General features: G+C 59.8%; 23 protein-coding genes and 1 tRNA gene. 13 read left to right on the top strand and 11 right to left on the bottom strand.

Features of this window, described 5'->3' with window-relative positions; genetic code table 11:
* Positions 1 to 68 precede the first annotated feature (68 nt).
* Genes ACR0DA_RS04730 through ACR0DA_RS04720 form a run of 3 tightly spaced genes read right to left on the bottom strand, consistent with a single transcriptional unit; the run spans position 69 to position 2,862 of the window.
* Positions 69 to 746 carry a GntR family transcriptional regulator gene (locus ACR0DA_RS04730; RefSeq protein WP_170419124.1) on the bottom strand — a complete coding sequence of 226 codons (678 nt, stop codon included), beginning with the start codon at positions 744 to 746 and terminating at the stop codon, positions 69 to 71.
* Entirely contained in the window at positions 743 to 1,774 is a 1,032-nt protein-coding gene (locus ACR0DA_RS04725) for a Gfo/Idh/MocA family protein (protein WP_170363598.1), read from the bottom strand. The genes ACR0DA_RS04730 and ACR0DA_RS04725 overlap by 4 nt, the downstream gene beginning before the upstream one ends.
* On the bottom strand, positions 1,771 to 2,862 hold the full coding sequence (locus ACR0DA_RS04720) for an isocitrate/isopropylmalate dehydrogenase family protein (RefSeq protein ID WP_480753128.1): 1,092 nt from the start codon (positions 2,860 to 2,862) through the stop codon (positions 1,771 to 1,773). Before ACR0DA_RS04720 ends, ACR0DA_RS04725 begins: the two co-directional genes overlap by 4 nt.
* 131 nt (positions 2,863 to 2,993) lie before the next feature.
* On the opposite strand from ACR0DA_RS04720, the gene ACR0DA_RS04715 reads away from it, so the two are divergent.
* The 13 genes from ACR0DA_RS04715 (at position 2,994) to ACR0DA_RS04655 (ending at position 14,367) form a co-directional block, all read left to right on the top strand.
* A complete protein-coding gene (locus ACR0DA_RS04715; RefSeq protein WP_480753127.1) occupies positions 2,994 to 4,001 on the top strand; it encodes a Bug family tripartite tricarboxylate transporter substrate binding protein in 1,008 nt (335 codons plus the stop codon).
* Between the two features lie 57 nt (positions 4,002 to 4,058).
* A complete protein-coding gene (locus tag ACR0DA_RS04710; RefSeq protein WP_480753126.1) occupies positions 4,059 to 4,808 on the top strand; it encodes a hypothetical protein in 750 nt (249 codons plus the stop codon).
* Between the two features lie 4 nt (positions 4,809 to 4,812).
* Positions 4,813 to 6,324, top strand: a complete 1,512-nt coding sequence (locus tag ACR0DA_RS04705; RefSeq protein WP_170338914.1) for a tripartite tricarboxylate transporter permease — start codon at positions 4,813 to 4,815, stop codon at positions 6,322 to 6,324.
* On the top strand, positions 6,324 to 6,611 hold the full coding sequence (locus tag ACR0DA_RS04700) for a putative quinol monooxygenase (RefSeq protein WP_170597966.1): 288 nt from the start codon (positions 6,324 to 6,326) through the stop codon (positions 6,609 to 6,611). Before ACR0DA_RS04705 ends, ACR0DA_RS04700 begins: the two co-directional genes overlap by 1 nt.
* The gene (locus tag ACR0DA_RS04695; protein ID WP_170371355.1) at positions 6,608 to 7,405 is read left to right on the top strand and encodes an N-acyl homoserine lactonase family protein; all 798 of its coding nucleotides are present in this window, start codon (positions 6,608 to 6,610) and stop codon (positions 7,403 to 7,405) included. The genes ACR0DA_RS04700 and ACR0DA_RS04695 overlap by 4 nt, the downstream gene beginning before the upstream one ends.
* Positions 7,402 to 8,631 carry a 3-oxo-tetronate kinase gene (gene otnK / locus ACR0DA_RS04690; protein ID WP_480753124.1) on the top strand — a complete coding sequence of 410 codons (1,230 nt, stop codon included), beginning with the start codon at positions 7,402 to 7,404 and terminating at the stop codon, positions 8,629 to 8,631. Before ACR0DA_RS04695 ends, otnK begins: the two co-directional genes overlap by 4 nt.
* Positions 8,628 to 9,272, top strand: a complete 645-nt coding sequence (gene otnC, locus ACR0DA_RS04685) for a 3-oxo-tetronate 4-phosphate decarboxylase (protein ID WP_170597972.1) — start codon at positions 8,628 to 8,630, stop codon at positions 9,270 to 9,272. The genes otnK and otnC overlap by 4 nt, the downstream gene beginning before the upstream one ends.
* Before the next feature lie 159 nt (positions 9,273 to 9,431).
* Positions 9,432 to 10,520: a glycosyltransferase family 4 protein gene (locus tag ACR0DA_RS04680; RefSeq protein WP_480753123.1), complete on the top strand. Its 1,089-nt coding sequence runs from the start codon at positions 9,432 to 9,434 to the stop codon at positions 10,518 to 10,520.
* A 152-nt stretch (positions 10,521 to 10,672) separates the two neighbouring features.
* Positions 10,673 to 11,263, top strand: coding sequence for a TetR/AcrR family transcriptional regulator (locus ACR0DA_RS04675; RefSeq protein ID WP_480753122.1), 591 nt, complete (start codon positions 10,673 to 10,675; stop codon positions 11,261 to 11,263).
* Complete coding sequence (locus ACR0DA_RS04670) at positions 11,260 to 11,520, top strand: hypothetical protein (RefSeq protein WP_170339481.1); 261 nt, start codon at positions 11,260 to 11,262, stop codon at positions 11,518 to 11,520. The genes ACR0DA_RS04675 and ACR0DA_RS04670 overlap by 4 nt, the downstream gene beginning before the upstream one ends.
* Before the next feature lie 18 nt (positions 11,521 to 11,538).
* A complete protein-coding gene (locus ACR0DA_RS04665) occupies positions 11,539 to 12,702 on the top strand; it encodes an aromatic ring-hydroxylating oxygenase subunit alpha (protein ID WP_480753121.1) in 1,164 nt (387 codons plus the stop codon).
* Between the two features lie 88 nt (positions 12,703 to 12,790).
* Positions 12,791 to 13,267 carry a hypothetical protein gene (locus ACR0DA_RS04660; protein ID WP_480753119.1) on the top strand — a complete coding sequence of 159 codons (477 nt, stop codon included), beginning with the start codon at positions 12,791 to 12,793 and terminating at the stop codon, positions 13,265 to 13,267.
* Between the two features lie 38 nt (positions 13,268 to 13,305).
* Complete coding sequence (locus ACR0DA_RS04655) at positions 13,306 to 14,367, top strand: 2Fe-2S iron-sulfur cluster-binding protein (RefSeq protein WP_480753117.1); 1,062 nt, start codon at positions 13,306 to 13,308, stop codon at positions 14,365 to 14,367.
* A gap of 131 nt (positions 14,368 to 14,498) precedes the next feature.
* Here ACR0DA_RS04655 and ACR0DA_RS04650 read toward each other — a convergent pair.
* The 8 genes from ACR0DA_RS04650 to ACR0DA_RS04615 form a co-directional block, all read right to left on the bottom strand.
* A tRNA-Ser gene (locus tag ACR0DA_RS04650) sits at positions 14,499 to 14,588 on the bottom strand.
* A 159-nt stretch (positions 14,589 to 14,747) separates the two neighbouring features.
* Positions 14,748 to 17,192, bottom strand: coding sequence for a DUF3772 domain-containing protein (locus ACR0DA_RS04645; RefSeq protein WP_170597988.1), 2,445 nt, complete (start codon positions 17,190 to 17,192; stop codon positions 14,748 to 14,750).
* Complete coding sequence (locus ACR0DA_RS04640; protein WP_170338935.1) at positions 17,192 to 18,226, bottom strand: cysteine synthase A; 1,035 nt, start codon at positions 18,224 to 18,226, stop codon at positions 17,192 to 17,194. The genes ACR0DA_RS04645 and ACR0DA_RS04640 overlap by 1 nt, the downstream gene beginning before the upstream one ends.
* Positions 18,227 to 18,295: 69 nt before the next feature.
* Positions 18,296 to 19,411: an NUDIX domain-containing protein gene (locus ACR0DA_RS04635; RefSeq protein WP_170597990.1), complete on the bottom strand. Its 1,116-nt coding sequence runs from the start codon at positions 19,409 to 19,411 to the stop codon at positions 18,296 to 18,298.
* Positions 19,412 to 19,432: 21 nt separating this feature from the next.
* Entirely contained in the window at positions 19,433 to 19,873 is a 441-nt protein-coding gene (locus ACR0DA_RS04630; RefSeq protein ID WP_093961876.1) for a TrgA family protein, read from the bottom strand.
* A 17-nt stretch (positions 19,874 to 19,890) separates the two neighbouring features.
* Positions 19,891 to 21,099, bottom strand: a complete 1,209-nt coding sequence (locus tag ACR0DA_RS04625; RefSeq protein WP_480635968.1) for a class I SAM-dependent methyltransferase — start codon at positions 21,097 to 21,099, stop codon at positions 19,891 to 19,893.
* A gap of 69 nt (positions 21,100 to 21,168) precedes the next feature.
* Positions 21,169 to 22,593, bottom strand: coding sequence for a cryptochrome/photolyase family protein (locus ACR0DA_RS04620; protein WP_480753115.1), 1,425 nt, complete (start codon positions 22,591 to 22,593; stop codon positions 21,169 to 21,171).
* A 45-nt stretch (positions 22,594 to 22,638) separates the two neighbouring features.
* Positions 22,639 to 23,865, bottom strand: coding sequence for an aminotransferase class V-fold PLP-dependent enzyme (locus ACR0DA_RS04615; protein WP_480753114.1), 1,227 nt, complete (start codon positions 23,863 to 23,865; stop codon positions 22,639 to 22,641).
* Between the last annotated feature and the right edge of the window lie 159 nt (positions 23,866 to 24,024).

The raw sequence follows: 24,024 nt of genomic DNA, 5'->3' as shown, positions 1-24,024 counted from the left end.
GTTGGGACTGGAAGTCCAGATTGCACCGCCGGCAGATCTACGGCCAGCGGGCTGAGCGAACTGACTGGCTACAGCTTGTTCAGCCGATGCTTTTCCAAGATGTCGATGATGACGGATTTGGCATGCAGCCGGTGCTGGCGATGCCGGTCGCGCGCGACATCAGGTTTGCCGTCACGGATTGCGGTATAGACCGCACGGTGATCCTCGTTCGATTTGACCGGCAACGGGCGTATGAACAGGGTCGAGGCCCGCGCCCTGCGGACCTGGTCGCTCATCATGGACACGATGCTTTCCACTCGGCGGTTGCCACCCAACCGGACAAGCTCGCGGTGGAAAAGGTCGTCGGCCTTGGCCCACGCCTCCAGGTCTTCCTCACCGATGGCGCGATCCATTTGGGCGATCGAGTCCGCCAACGGCTGAAGGTCTTGCTCGGAAAATCCGGCCTGGGCCGCGCGTTCGGCTGCCAGGCTCTCCAACTCGGTCAGAATGTCATAGATCTCGCGCATGTCATCCGGAGATACTGGCAGGATCCGCACCCCTTTGCGCGGCCGCATTTCCAGCAGGCCCTTGCTTTCCAGCATAAGCGCTGCTTCGCGAACCGGCGTGCGCGACATCCCCAACTGCTCGGCCAGTTCGGTTTCCAGATGGTCGGTGCCGGCGGCCAACTCTCCGGTCAGGATCATCCGCCGCAAGTCCCGCACCGCGCGCTGGGTATTCGAGAGAGCCTTGCCGGTCTCGTTTTTCATTCGGCCTCCAAAACGATTTTCCTGCCCTCCGCATCAGATCTGTAGATCGCCTGTTCAATGCGGATAACGTCCAGATAGTCCGGGCCAGTATTTTCCAAATGCGTACCATTTAGAAGACCGGATATGACATGCTGCTGCAACGCGTGCACGCAATCGCCACCAAAACCCTCCCATTTATCGGGTGCAAGCAACTGCACGCTGCTCTGGCTGCCGAATTCACGCAGCCCAACGGCGCCAAAGCCATCCATCGTCAGCGTTCCGCCGGTGCCTTCGATCAGGGCCTCCCCCATGGTGCGGCGCAGATTGTCCGAGGCATGATCCAGGTTCCGGTTGCCATCGAATACGGCCCTCAAGCCGTTTTCGAACTCAAAGATGACATAGCCTGCGTCCTCTCCGGCAATGACCGGGTTGATCCGCCGCAGATCGGCATAAACCGAGATCGGATTGCCGAACAAGAACCGGAACGTATCGACCCAATGCACCGCCGTTTCGTGGATCAGAAAACGCGGCATTTCCTGAAAATAGGGTTGCCGATCAAGATAGGCGCGAGGCCCCTGCCCGTCGCCCGGGCGCAGTCGGAACGTAGCCTGCAACGGCATCCCGATATCCCCGCGTGTCAGGGCGTCCTTCATCAGCCGATACCACGGCTGGAAACGAAAATTCTCGTGGACAACGACGGTGGCTCCGGCATCCCGAGCGTCCTGCAGTACATCCTCCGCTTCTGCCAGAGATCGACAAAACGGTTTTTGGCACAGGATCCAACTCACACCTGCGTCCAGCGCGGCACGAATTGCGTCGGCATGACCGTCAGGCGGCAGGATTATGTCCAACAGCTGGGGCATTTCCTGGGCCAGCATCGACGGCAGATCATCATAGGCAGTCAATCCAGTGGCGGCCGCCTTCTCGAGATCGCGATCACATGCGGCGACCAGTTGAACCTGCGGTATGCGGCGCCAGCTGCCATAGTGGAACTGGCTGAAATAGCCGGCGCCGACACAGGCGACCCGAATGAACTGCTGGCTGCTCACGCCAAAAACACCCTGTCCGCCACCGCTCGCGCCGCGGCCAGCGTATCGGCTTCTCCGCCCAGATCACGGGTCAGAATTCGGCCCTCGGACACGACGCTGTCGACTGCCGTGTGCAGCCGTCGCCCATCTCGCGACAACGCGGGGTTCTGATGCCGCAACCCAAGCCATTCCAGCATCATCGCCGCCGACTGGAACATGGCAAACGGATTGGCGATGCCTTCCCCGGCAATGTCGGGGGCGGATCCGTGACAGGGCTGGAACACCGCATGATCCAGACCAATGTCAGCCGAGGGCGCCAGCCCCAGCCCTCCCATCAGACCGGCCCCAAGGTCAGACAGGATGTCGCCAAACATGTTTTCCGTGACCAGAACATCAAATTCCCAAGGCTTTTGAACCATCCACAAGGCCGTTGCATCCACATAGGCATGATCCGCTACCAAATCCGGGTGACGCTCAGCCTCGGCATCGAACAGATCCCGGAAGAATGCAAAGGCGCGGAAGACGTTGGCCTTGTCCACACAGGTGACACGACCCCGACCCTGCCCGGACGTTTTTCGGTCATGCGCCAACTGGAAGGTAAACCGAAACAGCTTTTCGCAGACCTCTCGGGTGATCAGCAGCGTCTCGCGCGCCTCGTCCTCGGTCACTTCTCCGCACCCCTGGGTGTGAAACAACCCCTCAGTGCTTTCGCGGATCAGAACAAAGTCAATTTCCTTGCCAGGCGGCAGGGCCAACGGTGTTGCTTGCCCAGCTCTCACCCGCACAGGGCGCACGCCGGCAAACAGCCCCAGCGCCTTGCGGAGGTCGATCTGAGGTGAAATCTCGGTCCCATCCGGGTACCGAACGTCCGGCAAACCCATCGCGGACAGTAGAATGGCATCCGCCTGCCGCGCCGCATCCATTGACGTTTTCGGAAATGATTCTCCGGTTTGCGCATAGTGGGCTGCCCCGGCCGGAACCTCCCGAAACTCAAGTGTATAGTCCTCGGTCTGCTCAGACAGCTGCGCAAGGATGCTTAGCGTCGGAGCCATGATTTCCGGGCCGATCCCGTCCCCATGGAACACTGCAATCTCTAGTTTCTCGGCCATATGCGCCCTGCGTCCTTTTCCTGTGTTCTTGCGTTCGACCTTAAATCAATTCCGGTCGTTGACAACGCATTGTGTAACGTATACGCAATTAAATGCAACAACAAACACATCACTGCATCTGGGAGGAAAAGATGAAGTCGAAAATCGCAAGGTTGGCAGCGGCCGCCCTACTGACGGCAGGTGCCGCAGGGCTCGCCAGCGCACAGGAATATCCGTACCGGGACATTACCACCGCCGTCGTCTGGGGCGCCGGAGGCGGTACCGACACCATCAACCGGATGATCATGGCCGAGATGGAGAAACACCTGCCGGTGTCGATCAACGTGATCAACCAAACCGGAGGCGTGGCGGGTTCAAACGGAATGGTCTACGTCATGAACCAGCCTGATGACGGCTATACGTTGGTCGGACTTTCCGAATCGAACGTGACCGCCGCCGTCCAGGGCGGCTGGGACAAAAAGTTCGACTACTGGTATCCGTTCATCGTTGGCGGCTCGCCTGATTTGATCTCGGTTCCCGCCGACAGCCCCTACAACAGCCTTGAAGAGCTGGTGGACGCGGCCAAGGCCGCGCCCGGAACCATCCCGGCGGCAGCCTCGGGTGCGGGATCCATCCACCACCTGAACCTGCTGGCCATCGAAAAGGGCTCGGGCGCCGAGTTCAAATTCGTCCCCTACAAAGGCTCAGCTCCGGGGCAAGAGGCCGCCATCGCCGGTGAAGTTGCGCTGGTCGTGACCTCGCTGGCGGAACAGGCCCCGCTGATCGAAGGCGGACAGTTGCGCCCTCTGGCGATGCTGACACCTGAAAACGCGGAAATCGCGGGAATGACCGTTCCTTCGGCCTTTGGCATCTATGACGGGCTCGACCAATATTTGCCACTGAAACAGGCAATCGGCTTTGCGGTCCACAATTCGGCAAGCGACGATGTAAAGGCAAAACTGGCCGAAGCATTCCAGAAAGCCATGGCCTCGCAGGCCGTGGCCGATTGGGCCGCGGCAAACAATTATGACATCGGCGGACAGTACGGACCCGAGGCGCAGAAGCTGTTCTCGACGTTGGAATCCACCTTTGCATACACCCTGCAAGATTTGGGTGCGACGACCGTCGATCCGGCCTCTCTGGGCATCGAGAAGCCCTGAGCGACAAACGATCTTGGGGGCGCGGTTCCGCGCCCTTTTTTGCACGGGAGGGCAAAGTTGGAAAAGGCTGAGGACATTCTGGTCCTGCGCGCACGGGATTTCTGGGCGTCGCTGGTTTTGGGGGCGACATCGGTGTTCTTTCTGTGGAAGACCATGGACATCCCCTTGTGGGGTGAAAACAAGGCGGGGGTCAGCGGTACCCAATGGTACGACTCAGCAGCCATTGTTCCGTTGTTTATCTTTGTGGGCCTGTTGTGCCTCTCGATCGCGCTGTTCGTGATCTCGGTCCGGTCCGGCGGGGCGCGGCACGCCCTTGGTGCGGCTGGCATCGGCTGGAACCCTGACGAAGCATTTCGGTTTTCCACCATTGGCCTGATCCTTCTGGCTTATGTGGGCGGGCTGGTCCCGCGCGTCGATTTCATCCTGTGTTCCGGCCTTCTGATTACCGCTCTCATATTTGGGTACTACGGCGGGCACCCGCGGCGCGCGATGATCGCCTGCGGCGCCGTTTGCCTGGCTGGGTTCACGTCCTGGTTGCTCTACCCTGCTCAAGCCGACTGGAACGCACATGCGGACGACTGGATCACGTTGGGCATTTGGGTTGCCCTGACGATCCCGGTTTTGATCAAAGCCCGGTCCGAGCGGCTTTTGCGGGTTGTTCCCTACATTGCCGTCCTGGCCCCGTTTATTCTTGTTTGCGCCATGGCCTTCGGGTTTCGCCAGAATGTTCCGGCGCGCGGTGGCCTGCTGTTTCAACAAATCGAGTACCACTATTACGTGACGCTCCGCCCGATCTGGAAAGGCTAAGACCATGGAGTTCGTCTTGTCTCAGCTGGCGGGTTTCGGCCATGCCTTCGCTGCGCTGGTCGCCGATCCGCTGACCTATCTCTATCTGGTTTTTTCGGTCTTTCTGGGCATAACATTCGGTGCCCTGCCCGGCCTGACCGCGACCCTTGCCGTGACCATTCTGACCGGATTCTTCGGCAACAAGATCCCGCTGGATTACTCTTTGATCGCACTGCTGGGCGCATATGTGGGGGCGATTTACGGCGGGTCCTATCCCTCGATCCTGCTGAACATCCCAGGCACCGCCGCCAGCGCTGCCACCGCAATGGACGGTCACCCGCTTGCCAAGGCCGGACGCGGAGGTGAGGCGCTTGGATTGACGACGACGGCCAGTTTCATCGGGACCATTATCGGCACACTCACGCTCCTGATCTTCGTCTGGGCACTGCTGCTTGTTTCAAAGAATATCGCAAGCCCGGAAAAGGCGCTACTGGCCCTGTTCGGTATCCTTCTGTCTGGCACGCTCATGAGCGAGGACCTGGTACTCAAAGGGTGGATATCCGGTCTGATCGGGCTTGCCATGGCCATGGTCGGACTTGACCCCTTGCTGTCCGAACCCCGCTACACTTTCGGCTGGTCCTACATGCTGAGCGGGTTCCAGGTGGTGCCCGTTCTCATGGGGGCCTTCGCGATCCCTCAGATCATCGAAGGCCTGCGCCATGTCGAAGCCGGCAAGGTCATGGCTCTGAAAGGCTCGATCCTGCCAAATCTCTCGACGGTCCGCCGTCACCTGCCCACCATCGGCAGGTCCGGCGTGATCGGCACCGGCGTTGGTGCCCTGCCGGGCGTCGGCGAGGATGTTGCCGGATGGGTCAGCTACGGTGTCGGCAAAACCGTTTCGAAGGATGGGAAGAACTTCGGCAAAGGTTCACTGGACGGGCTTTTGTGTTCGGAGACCGCCAACAACGCCTGCATCGGCGGCGCACTGATCCCGCTGTTGGTACTGGGCATCCCCGGCTCGCCACCCGCGGCCGCGCTGCTGGGGGCGTTCAAAATCAACAACGTCATCCCCGGCCCCACGATCGACCCCGAAATCATCCTGCGGGTCGTGGCCATCCTGGTGCTGGCATCGTTGACGATGTTCCTGATGGGCCTTTTCACCGCGCGGGTCTTCATCAAGATTCTCAAAATCCCGCAAACCGTTTTCTTGCCCGTCGTGATGGTTCTGACCACGATTGGGTCGTTCAGTGTGGGGGGCGGCATCAATGACCTTTACCTTATGCTGGGGGTCGGCTTCGTGGCGTATTTCATGAACCTGATGAAGTATCCGATTGCGCCGCTGGTCATTGGCGTCATCCTTGGCGGGTTGTTCGACGAGACATTCCGCCGGTCACTGTTCCTGTCGGATGGCGATCTGTCGGTATTTGTTTCTCGACCCGGAGCAGCAATTCTGCTGGTGTTGAACGTGGCGCTGATCCTCAGCCAACTGCCTCCGGTCAAACGCCTGTTCGCCCGTCTGAAAGGAGCCCCCGCCTGATGTATGCCGTCACCGTAACCTTCGAGTTGAAGCCCGGGACACGCGATCGTTTCCTGCCGATGATGCTGGACAACGCGCGCACGTCGTTGAGCGACGAACCCGGGTGTCTGCAATTCGACGTCTGCGCAGGGGACGATCCGGCCATCGTTTTTCTGTATGAGATCTACTCGAACGCCGACGCGTTCAGGATCCACTTGGATAGTCCGCATTTCAAGACATTTGATCTGGCGGTTTCGGATATGGTGGTCCGAAAGCAGGTCAACACGTTCTCCGAGGTCATGCGATGAACGACTGGGAAGTCTATGCCATCAAATATGCGGACAGAAATGCCCGCACCCGCGCTGACAGCTTCATTTTGGATGACGATCACGCGGCCCCTCATGCCATGGACTACTACCTGTGGCTGCTCAGGCGCGGCACGCAGGTCATTCTGGTGGATACCGGGTATGACACCGACGAAGGGCTGAGCCGCGGACGGCCTATTGCCATGGATCCGCGTGAAGCCTTGCTGCCTTTCGGGATCGCGCCAGAGGCCATTCAGCAAGTGATCGTCACGCACCTGCACTATGACCACGCAGGGGGTCTGCACCTGTTTCCAAACGCCACGTTGCATATGCAGTCGGCCGAGATGGCCTTTGCCACGGGTCCCTGCATGTGCCACGACACTCTGCGCGCGCCATTTTCGGCCGGTCATATCTGCGAGGCGGTCAAGCGGCTTTATTCCGGCAAAGTGGTTTTCCACGACGGCGACGCCGAGTTGGCCGACGGTGTCACGGTCCACTGCATCGGCGGCCACTCCCGCGGGCTGCAATGCGTACGGGTCCGGACTGCCAGCGGCTGGATGGTTTTGGCGTCGGACGCATCGCATTACTACGAGAACTTCATGGCCCGAAAACCATTTCCCATTGTGGTCGACCTTCAGGACATGCTGGACGGCTTTGACAAGCTGCAAAGCCTCGCGTCCGCCCCCGGCCTGATCATCCCGGGCCACGATCCGCTGGTCCGGTCCGTTTTTCCCCCGGGACCAGCCGACCACATCAACCGTTTGGACACGGGGCCAATCAGAGAGATCAGACTATGAAGATCGGAGTCATTGCCGATGATTTCACCGGCGCATCCGACATTGGCCTGACCCTCGCTGAGGGCGGCATGCGCGTCAGCCAGTTTGTTGGCATCCCAAAGGGCCACACGGACCAGGATCTGGATGCGGCCGTGGTTGCGCTCAAATCGCGCACGGCCCCGGTTGACGAGGCGGTGCGCGACAGTCTGGCGGCCTGTGACTGGCTGCTGTCCCAGGGTGCGCAGCAAATCGTCTTCAAGGTCTGTTCGACCTTCGACAGCACCGCAAAGGGCAATATTGGTCCGGTTCTGGATGCGCTGTCGGAAAGGCTGAACGCTCCGACCACAATCGTCTGCCCGGCTTTTCCTGAAAATGGGCGCAGCGTCTACCAAGGGCACCTGTTCGTGCAGGACAAGTTGCTGAGTGAAAGCGGCATGCAGAACCATCCACTGACTCCGATGACCGACCCTGATCTCCGGCGTCTGCTGGCCACTCAGTCCGCCCGTCCGATTCATCATGTGGCCGCCTTGGTGGTCATGCAGGGGGCTGCAGCCATTCGGTCTGCCCTGCCTGCCAAAGGTCATACGATTGTCGACGCGATCCGCGACGCAGACCTGCTGGAAATCGGCAAGGCTGCCCGCGATACCCTGCTCCTTTGCGGCGGGTCCGGGATCGCGCTTGGGTTGCCGGCAAATTTTGGGTTCGAACCGCGACACCCACAGTGGGACGGAGTGTCCGGACCCGGCATCGTGCTGTCAGGATCCTGCAGTCGCGCTACCCGAGAGCAAGTCTCGCGCTACCGGGACATCGCCCCACACCGCGAAGTCACCGCGCGGGACGCGGTCAGCGGCTCGATCTCGGTGGAAGAATTGGTCAACTGGGCGCTCGAGCAGAAACAAGCGCCGCTGATCTACTCTTCGGCCGATCCACAAGTCGTGAGGCAAGCACAGGACTGCTTCGGCAAGGAAAAGGCATCTGCAGCCATCGAAAACCTGTTCTCCGATCTCTCCCGCAGCCTTTGGGCCGCGGGCTTCCGCCGGATGGTCATTGCAGGGGGTGAGACTTCGGGCGCGGTTGTCCAGGGCCTGCGCGCACAACAGTTGCAGATCGGCCCCCGCTTGGCCGCCGGCGTTCCCATGGTACTCCTGCCCGCCACCCCGTCCGTTGCACTGGCGCTGAAATCGGGCAATTTCGGCGGCCCCGATTTCTTTGCGGACGCCTTGAACAGAATGGAGCAACAACAATGAGCGAGGCGGCGAAGCTACGGGAAGAAATCTGTCTGCTTGCAAGGTCGATGTTCGACCGGGGACTGACCTGCGGTGCGTCGGGCAACATCTCGGCCCGGCTGTCCGACGGAACGATCCTGGTTACGCCGACCGGCAGTTCGATGGGGTTTCTCGACCCGGCACGGATCAGCCATCTGGATGCCCGGTTTCAGCACATTGATGGCGACTTGCCGACCAAGGAAGTCCCACTGCACTCGGCCTTCTACGACACAAGGCAGCAGACCGGGGCTGTGGTCCACCTCCACTCGACGCATTCGGTGGCCTGGTCCATGCTTCCCGAAGTTGACCCCGAGGACGTTCTTCCGCCATTGACCCCGTATTCAATCATGCGGGTCGGTCGGGTGAAATTGCTGCCATTCTTCCTGCCCGGCGACCCTGAAATGGGAAATGCGGTCCGCGGACTGGCCGGACAGCGCAGTGCGGTTCTGCTGGCCAATCACGGCCCTGTGGTTGCCGGCAAAGACATCTGGGCGGCCAGTTTCGCAATGGAGGAACTGGAGGAAACCGCAAAACTCGCCCTGCTGACCCGAGGCCTGAATCCTCGCCAGCTGAGCGCTGAACAGATTTCAGCCCTGTACGACATTACAGGCCACAGCAAGTAGCCGGTTCGAACAACTGCTGCTCTGACAACACGCCTTGCGGTCCAATCGGCCGGATTTCGGCTATTGTCGCCAGCTTTTGCGTCCATTTGTGGCAATGATCATCTCAAGCTTGCTCAATTACCCTGCGCAAATTACCATTTTCGGCGGGGGACTGTGTCGTTGAATGGTTTAAAGCTGCTTTTTGTGCAGGCAGGGTTCGGTCCGGGTGGTGCGGAAAAAGTCATCGCCATGTTGTCGAACCATTTCGTAGAACGCGGTTGCGAGGTTCACGCAACGGCGTTCAGCATGCCGGAAAACGGTCCCTATTTCTCGATGAACGAAAAAGTGCGGACCAGCGCGCTGTCCGGCAGGCGCGGACAGTTCAATAGGATCACGCACGTCCGTTCTGTCATTCGCGAACTACGACCCGATGTCGTGATTTCGTTTCTGACCAAAGTTAATGTAATCACCCTGATCGCCACACTGGACTCCAAGCTGCCGGTCATCATTTCGGAACGGAACAACCCACGTCTGCAGGACGCACACCCCGGATGGGCGCGACTGCAATCCGTTCTGGGCCGAAGGTCGAAGGCTGTCGTTGCATTGACGCAAAAAGGTCTGGCGGATCTGCCCGGCCCGCTCCGCCGTCGCGGTCGGGTTATACCGAACCCGATCGAGCCTTTCACACGCGCGCAGGTGTCGAACTCCGAAAAAGCGCGTCACCTGGTCTCGGTCGGTCGCCTGGTGCCGCAGAAAGGTTTTCACCTTCTTCTGGAAACCATGGCCAGGATCCATGCCGCGTGCCCATGGACCACCCTGACGATCTACGGTGAAGGTCCCGAGCGTCCCGCACTCGAGCAATTGCGCAAGTCTCTGGGTCTTGAGGGCTGCGTTCATTTGCCAGGCAACACGGCCCGGGTCGGCGACTGGGCCAACGACGCCGATATCGTGGTTGGGTCTTCGCTGTATGAAGGGTTTCACAATGTTGTCGCCGAAGCCGTCGTCAGCGGGATCCCGGTCGTCTCATTCGATTGTGACTATGGTCCGTCCGAATTCATCCGCCACGGACGAAATGGTTATCTGGTACCGACCGGCGACGTCACCGGACTGGCAGAAGCCGCCATTCGTCTGATCAATGACCCGACGGCCCGCGCGGGTATGGCAAACGAATCCGATGAGTTAAGGGCGCTTCTTTCTCCAGAGAGGGTCTACTCCGCGTGGGAGAACGTCGTCGCGGACGCAGTTGCGCGAAACGGTCGTATGATCTGACGAGACCCGACACGGACGACCATCCCATCATGCCCAATCCTGAGCAGGGACAGGCTGATTTTGGCCTGTCCGTAGCCCTGTTCTGTTAATTTTCATTATTGACAACTTATCCGCTGTAGTTATTTGTCAAAGATGACAATAAAGGAATCCCAATGCCCCGGCCTAAGCTCAAAGACCAACGATCCGCGGAAATACTCGATGCCTACCTGACCTGTGTGGCCCGTTTCGGATTGGAAGGCGCAACACAAGAACGCATCGCGGCAGAGGCTGGTGTCAAACGGCCCTTGTTGCGCCACTACTTGGGAAACCGGGATGACATGACGGCGGCATTGGCAGACCACGTGATCAACGCGTTTGCCGAAGTTACAGAGGCGGTCTCGGGTCAATTCGAGTCGCAGGGTGAGCCATCTGAGTTGATTGATGCCCTGTTTGACGACGGGCACGGCCATGATCCCCGGCTGATGCTGGCTTGGCAGGCTTTGGCAACGGCCGCAGAACGCATTCCTGACCTGGGCCCCAAACTGACCCAAAGCTACGCCGACTTTCTGGCCGTCATCGAAGGCAATCTGGCCCGCGCCTATCCATCGGCACCTCCCGAACGCATTCGGGCCGTCGCCCATGGAGTAACCGCTTGCGCTCAGAACATCGACGCGCTTGTCCCGATTTCACCGCCAGCTCAGTGGCGCGACGATCTGAGGGCGGCGGCGCTGGCGTTGCTTGCAAGCTTGGAGAGTGACGCATGATCAATCTCCCCAGACTGATCAACTACGCAGCCCTACCCGTTCTTTTGGTGGCCACATGGCTGGGGCTCCAATGGCCCTGGGGGCTGGTATTCCTCTGGTGGGCCATACCGTCGATCCGCAGCGGCCAAGCTTTCCTGATCAATACCGTCAACCGCGAAACCGATCCACTCCTGTTCTGGACCGTTACTGTTCTTTGGATGGTCTTTGGCGGCCTGATGGTTACCGCCGACATCGCACCGGCCGACTATCCGGCCTGACTGGTCTGAGAGGTTTTCATGACACGAATGTATCACCGGCTTCCCGCCTCTGCCTATACAGCGCAGGACTGGTACGGCCGCGAGCAAGAACTGATCTTCTCTCGCACCTGGCGATATGCCGGGTTTGCCGAGGATGTACCCGAGCCCGGACATTACATCTCGGTCCAGGCGGGTTTGCACAACATCTTCGTCGTAATGGGGCGCGACCGTCGGCTGCGGGCGTTCCACAACATCTGCCGTCACCGCGGAACCCAATTGATCCGTGCAGTGGGCAAAACACAGAAGGCACTGACCTGCCCCTATCACGATTGGACCTACGATCTGGAAGGCAACCTGATCTCGGTCCCGGATGAAAACCGCGAATATCCTGACGGCATCGACAAATCTTGCCTCGGGTTGAAACCCGCAAGCGTCGATCTCTGGCGCGGGATGATCTTCGTGCACCCTAACCCGCAGGCGCCGAGCCTTGCGGAGTGGTTCGGGCCCGTGGATCCGTTGCTGGGCCCGCACAAGCCCGAAGAATTGGTCGAATACGGCGAAGCCCGCCAAAGCTATGAGATCCGCGCCAACTGGAAGATCGTGGTTGAGAACTACATCGACGTCTTCCACCTGAGCCACCTGCATTCGAACACGCTTCACATGTATGACCACGGTCGCGCAGAATACGGCTGGAAAGGTCCACACTATCATTTTTGGGAGCCGCCCGCGTCAGACTATGCCCGCGCGCTCGAGAAAAACCTGCCCACTCCGCGAGTAATCCCGAAACCGCACGTTGGCGCCTGGGTGCCGATGCTGTTTCCGGGCATTGGCCTGGCAGGCAGTGAAGACAGCTGGAACATCTTCATCATCACGCCACTCGCGCCCGACCGAACGCGAGTGGAAAACCGCACCCGATTGGCCAGCGCGTCGGCGTGGGAGTACTCGCGGCAGCAATGGTCATCTTACGCGTTCTGGCGTGACTTCGGTGGCCCGAAATACAAAGGCGATGATGCGTTGGGCAAAGATGATCCGATGGCCTCGGGCGATTTCACGACCGAAGATGTCTATGCCTGCGAACAGCAACAGAAATCCTTGGCAAGCCCGTTGTTTGAAGTCGGCCCCGCCTCTGTCGGAGAAGGCCCGGTTTTGCAGCATCAGCAAGTTGTTATGGACTTCATGACGAAAGCTGAGGCCGAGACATGACCAGGCCCAAAACACTCTCCCCAAACGCCATCCCTGGGCCGGCACCAATCATCCCGCGCCCAACTGCCCAGAACCCAAAGGTCATCCTGTGAGCCTTCGCATTCTTGCCAGCTTGGTTGGGATCGCCCTGGCAGGCGGACTGGCTCTCGCCGCGCCCGGCAGCGACCCGAAGGCGGTTGCCGAACGTCAGCTCTCCGCCCCCGACTCCCAGATCGCCTGGAGCGACTGGAATCCCGAAGCGATCCACACGATCACCGTAAAATATGGTCAGGGCCAGCCGGATGATCACTTTAGCTATTCGGTGGCCGATTGGGCCCAGCGAAAGGGCGACCCCGGCTTTGAATCTGTCCCAGAGCTGCAGGGGTATGTGGAAAAAGAGCGCTCACCCCCGCGGATCGTGATTACGGAAGAGCCAAGTAGCGCCACGGCAACAGCGGTCACCACGGTCAAGTACGACTGGCAGGGGCACGCAGGTACGATGGCGCAAACCGACCGCTTTTCGCTCACGCGCAAAGGCCGAAAATGGGTGATCCGCGCACTGCACACCACCATGGATTATCGCTGACCGAAGATGGCCGTCTTTTGCTCAGGAAAGGACCACACGTGACCCGTAAATTCTTCCCCTTGTCCGTGGCTGAAATCCGGCCTGAAATCAGTGGCGAAGCAACCACCGTCGTGCTGGACGTACCACCCGCCCTGACCGAGCTGTTTCGCTGGTCCCCCGGCCAACATCTGACACTGCGCTTCGGCCTGAGCGGGAAAGAGCAGCGACGCTGCTACACCATCTCCAACCCGCCAAACGAGGCGCTGCAGATCACCGTGAAACGCGTTTCCAAAGGATTGGTGTCGAACCATATCGGCGACACCCTGCGCGCCGGAGATACGGTCGAGGCGATGCCACCCTTTGGCCGCTTCACGCTGGAACCCAACGCAACTGCACGACGCACCCACTACTTTTTTGGCGCGGGCAGCGGGCTGACGCCGCTTTATGCGATGATCCGAGCCGTGCTTGACCACGAGCCACATTCCGTCGCCCACCTGATCTACGGCAACCGGTTCGAGAATGAGATTCTGTTTCGGGAAACGCTGGACGCCCTCGTCGAGGCCAACCCATACCGGTTCACCCTGCGCCATGTCTTGTCTGCCCGATCGCTGTTGAGCTGGTTCAGCCCCTGGCGAGCCGGCCGCGTTGATACGGATGCGATCAAGGCGGCAATCGAAGAGTCACCCCCCATCGCGCAGGACGTCCAGTATTGGGTCTGTGGCCCTGGCAGCATGAACTCAGACGTCCGGGCAGCGCTGAACGCGCTGGATGTGCCCGATGCTCGCATCCACATGGAAAGCATCGGCGCCAACCCAGCTCAGGACACGATCCAGTCGGGCATGGCGGCCACAGCGAGGGTGACGCTTGATGGGGAAACCCGCGATGTGCCCATTGAGGCCGGGCAAACGATCCTGGAGGCCGCCATTGCAGCGGGGCTGGCGCCGCCCTTCATCTGCCAGTCAGGCGTCTGCGGCGCATGCCGCGCAATTCGGACAGAGGGTCAGGTTCAAATGCGGGCGCACATGGCCCTCGATCAGAACGACATCGCACGCGGTGAAGTTCTGACCTGCCAAGCCGTCCCTAAAAGCACAGAACTGGCCGTGCAGTTCCCCGATACGTAACAATCCCGGTACACCGCCTCACCGCCCGGCAGTACGGATCCCAGCGCACAACACATGTTCGCCCAAGGTGTCCGGGCCAAAACACTGCCGATCCCGCGCGGTGCGCAAAAACTGTGGGTATTCAAGGTGAATGGCGGAGAGACAGGGATTCGAACCCTGGAGACGGTTTCCCGCCTACACACTTTCCAGGCGTGCGCCTTCGACCACTCGGCCACCTCTCCGTGCCGGCGATATTTGGACCAACGAACAGGGATTTGCAAGGGCCGATTGCGCGGAAATCCAAGGGATACGCAAGTTGCCTGAAGCGCCCCCGCGCCAAACGATTGAGCGGGGTCGCTTCGGTCTCGTCCAGCCGGCGAGATGGTGCTGTAGTCCTCTGACTACAGCTCTTCGCCGTTGTCTCCGTCCATGTCCGCCTCGGTCAGGCCCATCGGCGCCGAGCTTGCGTCGTCGGTCTTCACAGGTTCCTGTTGATCCGGCTGTTGGGGCTTCGCTGCCTTGTTGGCCGGTTGCACCAGAACCTCGGGGTTCCGCAGCCAGAGATCGCGCTGTGCGAATGGAATCTCGATCCCTTCTTCGGTGAAGCGCCGGTTGATTTCGTGGTTCATGTCCGACTTTACGGACAGCACCCAATTCACGTCGCGCAGGATCGCTCTGATTTCGAAATCCAGCGAGTCCGCGCCAAACCCCTGGAACACGACGTTGGGTGCCGGGTTGGCCAAAACCATCGGATGTGCATTCGCGATTTCGCTTAGGATCTTCTCGACCTTTCGGGTGTCGGTCCCATAGGCGACGCCAACGGGGACGATGACCCGTCCGATGGTATTGCCGCGGGTATAGTTGGTCACCACACCGCTGATCAGGTCCGAGTTCGGAACGATCACATCGGTCCGGTCAAAGGTTTCCACCCGCGTCGAGCGTACTGAGATGTCGCGTACATAACCCATCATCCCGTTGACATCGATCCAGTCCCCTTTGGCGACCGGCCGTTCGACCAACAGGATGATGCCCGATACAAAGTTCGACACGATTGTCTGCAATCCGAAACCGATACCCACAGACAACGCACCCGCGACGATCGCCAGTGACGACAGATCAAAGCCCGCGACAATGATCGCGGCCAGCGCCGCAAGGAAAATTCCCACATAGCCCGTTCCTGCGACGATCGCGTTCTGCCCACCCGGATCGATGCTGGTTTTTGGAAGCAACGAGTTACGCAAACCGCTCTGCAGCAGTCGGGTCAGCATGTAACCGATCGCAAACACGGCCACGAAAGTCAGGAAGTTGCTGGGCGAGACCGTCACGCCGCCGATGTCAAAACCCATCAGAAGCCGGGACCACGCCTCGCGCAGGTCCGAGTCGCGCGCCCCCCAGTACAGCGCCAGAATGGGTAACGACAGAATGGCCAGAACGAACCCGACCAGCACCGAGAACAACGAGTCGCTGGCCGCGTCGCCCTGCCCCGTCAGCCAGCCATAGATCGAGCTGATGAACCGCTGGAAGATGACGATGGCCGTTATCAGGACCAGCGTTTTGACCGATGGGAACACGATCGCTTCGGCGGCATTGGTATAGCCAATGGCAGCCAGGACAACGCTTGCGATGCCCAGGAAAAACAGCGCCCGACGGAGCAGTTCGACCAGCTGGCTGAACCCGGCCGCCCGTGTCGACTGGCCCTGCTCAGACTCGTCCTCAGACCCTTCGGGGCGGCGGATTTGGCGGATCCGCAGCAGCAACAGGGCTGTCACGAGTATCACAGGGAAGCTGACAACGGCGCGAGTAGCCTCAGAGGTGTTTTCGATCCGTTCGAACAATTGGCCCAGTTCATGCAGGATCAGCATCAGCGCGAGCAGATCCAGATAAACCCGCAGTTCCTTGATCGTATTTGCCGACAGGACTTTGAAACCCCGTTCTTCGCCCATCAAATAGACCTGACGACCGATCCAGTCGTAAAACAGGATGATCGCGGCCCAATACGGAATTTCCTGGATCAGCAATGTGCCGCGCAACCCCGGTACTCCGGTCATGACCACCGCCTGAACGATGATGGCAACCCCGAACCATGGCAGGATGATCCGGAACAGCGACACGACGAATGTCCATACGCCACGCCCGGAGCCTCCGAACCGCCGCAGATAATCCCCTGCTTTCTCCGACCATGATCGCCCGAACAGCAGCAGGATCGCGGCCACCGCGAGCAGAATACCGATGGCAAGTCCGCTCTCTTTCAGCTTTTCACGGACAACAGCCGAACGCATGTTGGCCTTCGTCTCGTTCATCAATGCACGGCCAGCTTCGGTTACGTCCACCCAGGCAGGCGCCCAATGCGCCGGGTTGAGCGGCGATGGCCCGCGCTCAAGAAACTCTTTCCGCTGCCGTTCACGGATGATCTTGTCGATTTCGCTGATCAGGCCGTTGGCACGGCTGTAGGCCTCTTCCGAGATGATCCGCGGCACCTTCAGGCTGTTGAGTTGCTGCTCGAGGTTCTCTCGCAAGCTGGCGATGTCTTCGGGTTCGGAAGATCCGTCATCGGGTTTGGGCCCCAATGCCTTGAGCTGGCTTTCCAGCGTTTGAATGCGATCCGTGTTCGCACTTCGTGCGCGATTGAAGTCGTCCCGATAACCACTTATTTCAGTGCGCAATTTCTCCATCGAGGCATTCGATGCCCGATTGGCTTCGATCACCTTCTCGGCACGCTCGGCGGTGCTGAGCCAACCCTGGTAGTACTCGCTCTGACGGTCGGTCAGCTGCGCCGAGGCTCCGCCTGCGACGCCAAATGCGACCACAAACGCAAATGCCAGTAAAACGAGAAACTGCCGCAGCATCATACGTCCTCAAAAACACCCGGAATGCTGCGCGGGGCCTCGGTCATCCACTCTGGAACCGGCAATTCCTTTTCACGCAGGAAGTCGGGGTTGAACAGTTTCGACTGGTAGCGCGTGCCATAGTCGCACAACACGGTGACGATGGTGTGACCCGGACCCATTTCCTTGGCCAGTCTCACGGCGCCGGCAATGTTGATTGCGGTGGACCCACCCATGACCAACCCCTCTTCGCGAAGAAGATCGAAGATGTAGGGCAACGCTTCGTTGTCCGTAATCTGGTAGGCGTGGTCGGGCTTGAACCCTTCAAGGTTTTTGGTGATGCGGACCTGGCCGATCCCCTCGGCGATCGAGCCACCCTCCATCGCGATTTCACCCGTCGTGTAGTAGGAATAGAGACCAGCACCCATCGGATCGGCGATACCGATCTTGACGCCCTTGGGCTGCAAAGCCTCGGCCACACCGGCCAGCGTTCCGCCCGATCCGACCGCGCAAATGAATCCATCGACCTTGCCGTCGGTCTGCTCCCAGATTTCCGGCCCTGTGGTCTCGACATGTGCCTGACGGTTCGCGACGTTGTCGAACTGGTTTGCCCAAATCGCACCATTGGGTTCGGTCTTGGCCAACTGCTCGGCCAGCCGCCGCGAGTAATGCACAAAATTGTTGGGATTCCGGTAAGGTGCAGCGGGAACCTGAACCAGTTGAGCCCCGGCGAGGCGCAGCATGTCCTTCTTCTCTTCGGATTGGGTTTCCGGGATGACGATCACGGTTTTGAACCCCATCGACGCGCCGACCAGCGCCAAACCAATGCCCGTGTTGCCCGCCGTCCCCTCGACAATCGTCCCGCCCGGCTTGAGATCGCCGCGTGCAATGGCGTCGCGAATGATGAACAGCGCCGCGCGATCCTTGACCGACTGCCCGGGGTTCATGAACTCGGCCTTCCCAAGGATTTCGCACCCGGTTTCTTCGCTGACACGGCGCAGCCGGATCAACGGAGTTTTTCCTACGGCGTCAGCAAGGTCTCGTGCAATGCGCATGGCACCCTCTTGTAAAATGGCGTTTTCGCAGATGTACAGGTGCCCTGCGCCGACCACAAGGCGGGATAGTCATCCCCGCAGCCGATCGCGGTTGCGTGCCAACCAATGCGCCAGGGACAAAAGAGGAAGGTCCTTGAAGACATGCCGGTCAACCATATCCATGAATTCGACATATGGCAGAATCCTGCTGCGAATGTCCTCCCCCTCGGTCGCTAAGCCACCATTGTTGATCGAGGCGGTGAGGTCTCCAATCCCAACATAGAGGTGGATGTATTCGGTGGAAGATCCGCTCGAAGAATAGGCGCCACCTGCATATTCGAGCCGCGAGAACGACACCTGCGCCTCCTCCAAGGCTTCCCTGTGGGCTGCCTGTTCAGGGGTTTCTCCGGGATCGATCATGCCGGCGACCGGCTCCCACATCCAAGGCTCGGGGTCGTCGATCAAGAATACCGGGGTTCGGAACTGCTCAACCAAAAGGACCGTATCGCGCAGGGGATCATACGGCAGCACCACGACCGCGGCACCCTGCATCAACCCATTCCGATTGAGAACCGGCCCCATCGACCCATCGTATAGGCGGTGCTGCAGTTCGATTTCTTCCATCCCGAAATAGTCGATGTATGCGCGCGTGTGGCGGTGCACGATCACATCATCGCGGACACTGCGACCATCCCCGGTTCTCCGTTGCTGCGCCGCAAGCTTGGCCCAGGCCCGGATGCGAATGGCTGGAAAGCTGCGCGCGATCCGAGAGGCATCGACCTTGCCGAAATACCCCATGACCTCATCCGCAGCCAAAAGGGTCATCGCGCCCCACTCGGACACCCACTGTTCCAACGACCAGGGATCGGCCGGCGTCCATAACCCCGGGGCGGGAAAGAAGACTTGGGCGGAAACGCTCGGTCCGCTCTCAAGGACGACCTCTTTGACGTGCAGGTCATAGTCGAACCCACCTTCGTAGAAGGCCAACCGTTCGATGTCTTGCGCAGTTAGGTTCTGCACCACGATACCCTGTGCCGCTGCGCCGGGCGTCTCAAGGATCATCGGAAAGGCCTGGTCCCGCACCGCGTGAACCGCGTGGTCCGGCAGCATCGCCGGCTCTGCCGCAAGATCCTGTCCCGAGCGACCCAAAACAAGTTCAAGCAGCGGCAAATACCGCAATGTGCCGTAGAAAAACAGATTGGTCATCGTAGGCTCGTGACTAGGGCGTCAGTTCCAGCGCCGCGAGGCGCCTTCGGTAAACAGGCCGGACAGCAGCGCACCAATCGCCAAAGTCGCGATGATCTCGGGCGAGATCAGTTGCTTGCCGAAATCCACACCGATCTGGAAAATGGCCAGCAATGCCTCGAATGGCCCGTCATAGCGGTGACGCATCGCAAGCCGGAACATCTCGTACGTGCCCTGGACGAACAGGCCCCAAAACACCAGAGAAACCACTCCGGTCAGGCCGTTGTTGACGGCTGCAGTCCAGCCGCGGCCCGCCCGTTTGCCCATGATGACCCAACCACACAAAAAACCAAGGACCAGGTTCACATAGGTAAAGTAGCCGTAGTCCTTTCCCTCTTCGCCGTTGTCGATGATCATGCCGGACACAAGGAAAGCCACCACCATGAGACTGAGCGCGGCAACAAGACGTGAGGCTGTCGGCATTCCGATATTTCCGTGTGTTAGTTGGGTTTTGCTACGGTGATCTGTGTCACATCGCAATTGCCCGTGTCAAAGGCTGCGCCGCAGGCGGTCAAATAATAATTCCACATGCGGCGGAAACGCTCATCAAAGCCCATCGCAGCAACCTGGTCCCATTTGTCGTTGAACGTGTCGTACCAGCGCCGCAAGGTCAGGTCATAGCTTGGGCCGAACTCCTTCGACTTGACCACATCCAGACCGGCCTGCTGGATTTCCTGCCTCAGCACCGTCGGGGCTGGCAACATGCCGCCCGGAAAGATGTATTTCTGAATAAAGTCAACACCGTTCTTGTAGACGTCCCAGCGGCGGTCGGCCACAGTAATGATCTGAAGCGTGGCCCGTGCGCCGGGCTTCAGCCGGTCGCGGATCGTTTGAAAATAGACCGGCCAGTACTTTTGCCCAACGGCCTCGAACATCTCGATCGACGCAATGCCGTCATACTGCCCACGCTCGTCGCGATAGTCCTGCAGCTTGAAGGTTACCTTGTCGGAAAGCCCAGCTTTTTCTATACGTTGCGTCGCATACTTCAACTGTTCCTGACTGATGGTCAGGCCTGTGACCCTCAGGTCTCTTTCCTTGGCGGCGTATTCGGCAAAGCCACCCCAACCGCAGCCAATTTCAAGGATGTGGTCGCCCGGCTTTGCTCCCATCTCGTCGACCAGGCTGGCATATTTGGCCGTCTGAGCCTTTTCCAAACTTTCCTGACCGGTTTCGAACAGCGCGCTGGAGTAGGTCATCGTCTCATCCAGCCAAAGGCTGTAGAAATCATTGCCCAGATCGTAGTGGTACGAAATGTTCTTTTTGGCCTGTTTTCGGTTGTTCCGGTGCAGCCAGAACCGCAGGCGCTCGTAGGCCTGAACCAAAAACTTGCCAGTGAAATCATCATACACCGTCTCAGTGCCCAGATGGACAAGATCCATGAAGGCGCGCAGGTCAGGTGTGCTCCACCCACCTTCAAGGTAGGCGTCGGAAAAGCCGAGTTCGCCTTCACGGATCAGCCGGGCGAAGACATCCGGGTCGTGAATGTCGACGCGGGCGACAGGTCCGGGCTTGGCGCCTTCGTTGCGAAACACGCGACCATCCGGCAGCGCGATGTCTAGCCGTCCGGACTCCATTCGCTGCAGCATCTTGAAGACCTGCGAAAAATATCTGGGCAGGTTTTTTTGCCCCTCTGTCGTCGTCAGGATCATCCGCCCTCCCCTGTGCGGTGGTCGGAGCAGGCTAGGACGGGATTCCGTTTCTGGCAAGTTTTCAATTCCTTACTGGTGTTTTCGGCCTTCGTAGGCGGCAAGCGCCCGCTGTCGTCCAACCTTCAGATCAACGACCGGATCAGGATAGGCATCCGTCGGAGACAGTCCCCATGACACCGGCACCGCATCGAAATAGGCAAGCGCCGTCTCGGGCGGGTTCTTTTGTCCTTCGGCCAGCCATCGGCGGACATAAGCGCCCTTGGGGTCAAACTTCTCCGCTTGGGTCTGCGGGTTGAAGATACGAAAGAACGGCGAGGCATCCGGCCCCGACCCGGCAACCCACTGCCACCCCATGGCATTCGCTGCCGGATCCCAATCGACCAGACAGTCCGCAAACCAATCCATGCCGATCTTCCAGTGCGTCATCAGGTGCTTGGTCAGGTAGCTGGCGACGATCATGCGGACGCGGTTGTGCATCCGCCCGGTGACATACATCTGCCTTAGGCCCGCATCTATCACCGGTATCCCCGTTCGCGCCATTGTCCAGGCTCGAACCTCGGGGGTCTCGGAGTCGGTGTTCCACGGAAACGCATCCCATTCCGGCTTCCAGTTCGCGCTAAGTAGATGCGGTGTGTGGTACATCAGGTGATATGCGAACTCGCGCCAGACAAGTTGGCGCAAGAAGCCCTCGGCCCCGGATGAACCGGAAAACCCTGCGCTCTGGACCCGGTGCCAGATGGTTGCCGGGCTGATCTCGCCCAACGAAAGGTACTCGGACAGTCCGGACGTGCCGTCATCGCCCAGATCATCGCGTTTTGCGGGATACGCGTCGAGCCGTTCGGTGAATTCGTCCAGCTGCGCGAATGCGGCGGCCTCACCCGGTTCGACATGAGCCCGAACGACCGCTGCGCCACGACGCATATCCGCGCCAAGGTTCCAGGCCTCAAGCCCGTCGGACTGCGGCCATGATCGGGGTGCCGCGATCCGCGACGGTGCCGGCTTGGGAGCGTCGACCTCTCTCCCTCGCACAGCCCGCCACATGGGTGTAAAAACACGAAACGGCTGACCCGCCTGTGTGGCGACCGTCCAGGGCTCGAACAAAAGATGCCCGGCAAAAGACTTGGCGGTTACGCCCTGCGCGGACAATGCAGCCTTTATCTGGGTATCACGCCCGATGGATTCGGGATCATAGGCCCGCGACCAATAGACATCAGTGGCCCCCGTTTCCCGTATCAGGTCTTCAAGCGCGGCCAGCGCCGGGCCGCCTCGCAGGATCAGCTTGCTGCCCTTGCGCTCGAGGCTGTCTGACAATGCGGCAAGGCCGAGGCCCAGTCGCCATTTCGGAGCCGCGCCCAAGTCATCGACCAGCTGATCGCGCAGAAAAACAGGGATCACAGGTCGACCTGTCTGCGCGGCCGCAGCCAAAGCCGGATGGTCAGTCAGGCGTAGATCACGCCGGAACCACAAAATTATTGGTGACTGCTCTTTGTCCATTTCCGCCCCGTTTTCATATGTCTACGGGGCGGAACTGTTACCGGATCACAAAACCCGGTCAAATGCTTCGAGCAATTGGTCGATCTCGTTTCGCGAGGTGTAGTGGGTGAAACTTACCCGTAGAACACCTTGCTCCAGATCGACACCCATGGCGGTCAGCGGGCGAACCGCATAAAAATCGCCACCGCCGGCCATGATACCGTGTTTGGACAGATCAGCCGCCACGCTTTCGGCGTTGCGGTTGACGGCCAAGGCCACGGTCGGAGCCCGGCGTTCGGCATCGGATGGGCCGATCAGGCGCACCGCATTGCGATCCTTGAGCGCGTCCAGAACCGGCTGCAGAAGCTCAACTTCGTGCGCACGCATCAGGTCGTGGACAAAAGCACCACGCGCAGAAGCCCCCGAAGATGGGCCGCCGTGGTGGTCGCAAAGTAGTTCAACATAATCGGCCATGCCGGCGCTGGCGGCAATCTGAGCGTGGTCCGGTCCGGCCGGCGTGAACCGCTTGTACAGCACGTCCCCGTTGAAGAAATGCCCCTGATTGGGCAGCAACTCGCCCAGCGTGCGCCGGATCACCATGCAGCCCTGATGCGGTCCGTAGGTCTTGTAGGCAGAGAACAGGTAGATATCCGGCCCAAGGTCCCCCACGTTCGGGAAGCCGTGCGGTGCGTAGGACACACCATCCACGCAGACAAATGCCCCGGCCGCATGCGCTATCGCCGTGATTTCGGTGACCGGGTTGATTTCGGCGATAACGTTTGAACAGTGGGGAAAGCAAACCAGCCGCACCTTTTCGTCCAGCAGATTTTCCAGATCGGAAGGATTCAACGAACCGGTTTCCGGGTCGATTTCCCATTCGCGAACCTCGATGCCGTCCTCGGCAAGGCGCCGCCAGGGCCCCGAGTTGGCTTCATGGTCCTGGTTGGTCACCACGATCGCTTCACCCGGTTTCATCCACTGCCGAAATGCCTGCGCCAGTACGTAGGTGTTCTGCGTGGTCGAAGGGCCAAAGCTCAGTTCGTCGGTGTCCACGCCCAGCAGAGCCGCCATCCGGGCACGTGCTTCGTCCATCTCTTCGCCCGCCAGACGGCTGGCCTCGTAGGGCGCATATGGCTGTACCTTGCGCTGGGTATAGAAGCGGGTCAGCCGATCCAGAACGGGTTTGCAGGTATAGGAGCCGCCCGCGTTCTCAAAGAATACCTGCCCTTTCAGGCTGGGTTCGGAAAAAGCCGGAAACTGCGCCCGAACGAAGTCAATATCCAGAGTGCCCATCGCACAATCCTTCTGTTGTCATGCCCAATGTTCCGAAGTTCCGCCCGCGCATGACACCGGACAACTCCGATACATGGCAGGTCTTCCAGCCAGCCACGGGTATCGCCGCGGCAGTTCGGCCGCCCGCACGAGGATGACGGGACCAAACGCCGTCAGTTA

The sequence above is a fragment of the Ruegeria sp. CI8 genome, from assembly GCF_056536865.1.
The sequence above is the reverse complement of the archived record's forward strand: the minus strand, read 5'-3'. Positions and strand labels throughout refer to the sequence as shown.

Bases quoted from the DNA above. Each gene is read 5' to 3' on its own strand.
- ACR0DA_RS04730 (WP_170419124.1), bottom strand. From the start codon at position 746: ATGAAAAACGAGACCGGCAAGGCTCTCTCGAATACCCAGCGCGCGGTG.
- ACR0DA_RS04720 (WP_480753128.1), bottom strand. From the start codon at position 2,862: ATGGCCGAGAAACTAGAGATTGCAGTGTTCCATGGGGACGGGATCGGC.
- ACR0DA_RS04715 (WP_480753127.1), top strand. From the start codon at position 2,994: ATGAAGTCGAAAATCGCAAGGTTGGCAGCGGCCGCCCTACTGACGGCA.
- ACR0DA_RS04705 (WP_170338914.1), top strand. From the start codon at position 4,813: ATGGAGTTCGTCTTGTCTCAGCTGGCGGGTTTCGGCCATGCCTTCGCT.
- ACR0DA_RS04700 (WP_170597966.1), top strand. From the start codon at position 6,324: ATGTATGCCGTCACCGTAACCTTCGAGTTGAAGCCCGGGACACGCGAT.
- ACR0DA_RS04695 (WP_170371355.1), top strand. From the start codon at position 6,608: ATGAACGACTGGGAAGTCTATGCCATCAAATATGCGGACAGAAATGCC.
- otnK (WP_480753124.1), top strand. From the start codon at position 7,402: ATGAAGATCGGAGTCATTGCCGATGATTTCACCGGCGCATCCGACATT.
- otnC (WP_170597972.1), top strand. From the start codon at position 8,628: ATGAGCGAGGCGGCGAAGCTACGGGAAGAAATCTGTCTGCTTGCAAGG.
- ACR0DA_RS04675 (WP_480753122.1), top strand. From the start codon at position 10,673: ATGCCCCGGCCTAAGCTCAAAGACCAACGATCCGCGGAAATACTCGAT.
- ACR0DA_RS04670 (WP_170339481.1), top strand. From the start codon at position 11,260: ATGATCAATCTCCCCAGACTGATCAACTACGCAGCCCTACCCGTTCTT.
- ACR0DA_RS04665 (WP_480753121.1), top strand. From the start codon at position 11,539: ATGACACGAATGTATCACCGGCTTCCCGCCTCTGCCTATACAGCGCAG.
- ACR0DA_RS04645 (WP_170597988.1), bottom strand. From the start codon at position 17,192: ATGCTGCGGCAGTTTCTCGTTTTACTGGCATTTGCGTTTGTGGTCGCA.
- ACR0DA_RS04640 (WP_170338935.1), bottom strand. From the start codon at position 18,226: ATGCGCATTGCACGAGACCTTGCTGACGCCGTAGGAAAAACTCCGTTG.
- ACR0DA_RS04635 (WP_170597990.1), bottom strand. From the start codon at position 19,411: ATGACCAATCTGTTTTTCTACGGCACATTGCGGTATTTGCCGCTGCTT.
- ACR0DA_RS04630 (WP_093961876.1), bottom strand. From the start codon at position 19,873: ATGCCGACAGCCTCACGTCTTGTTGCCGCGCTCAGTCTCATGGTGGTG.
- ACR0DA_RS04625 (WP_480635968.1), bottom strand. From the start codon at position 21,099: ATGATCCTGACGACGACAGAGGGGCAAAAAAACCTGCCCAGATATTTT.
- ACR0DA_RS04620 (WP_480753115.1), bottom strand. From the start codon at position 22,593: ATGGACAAAGAGCAGTCACCAATAATTTTGTGGTTCCGGCGTGATCTA.
- ACR0DA_RS04615 (WP_480753114.1), bottom strand. From the start codon at position 23,865: ATGGGCACTCTGGATATTGACTTCGTTCGGGCGCAGTTTCCGGCTTTT.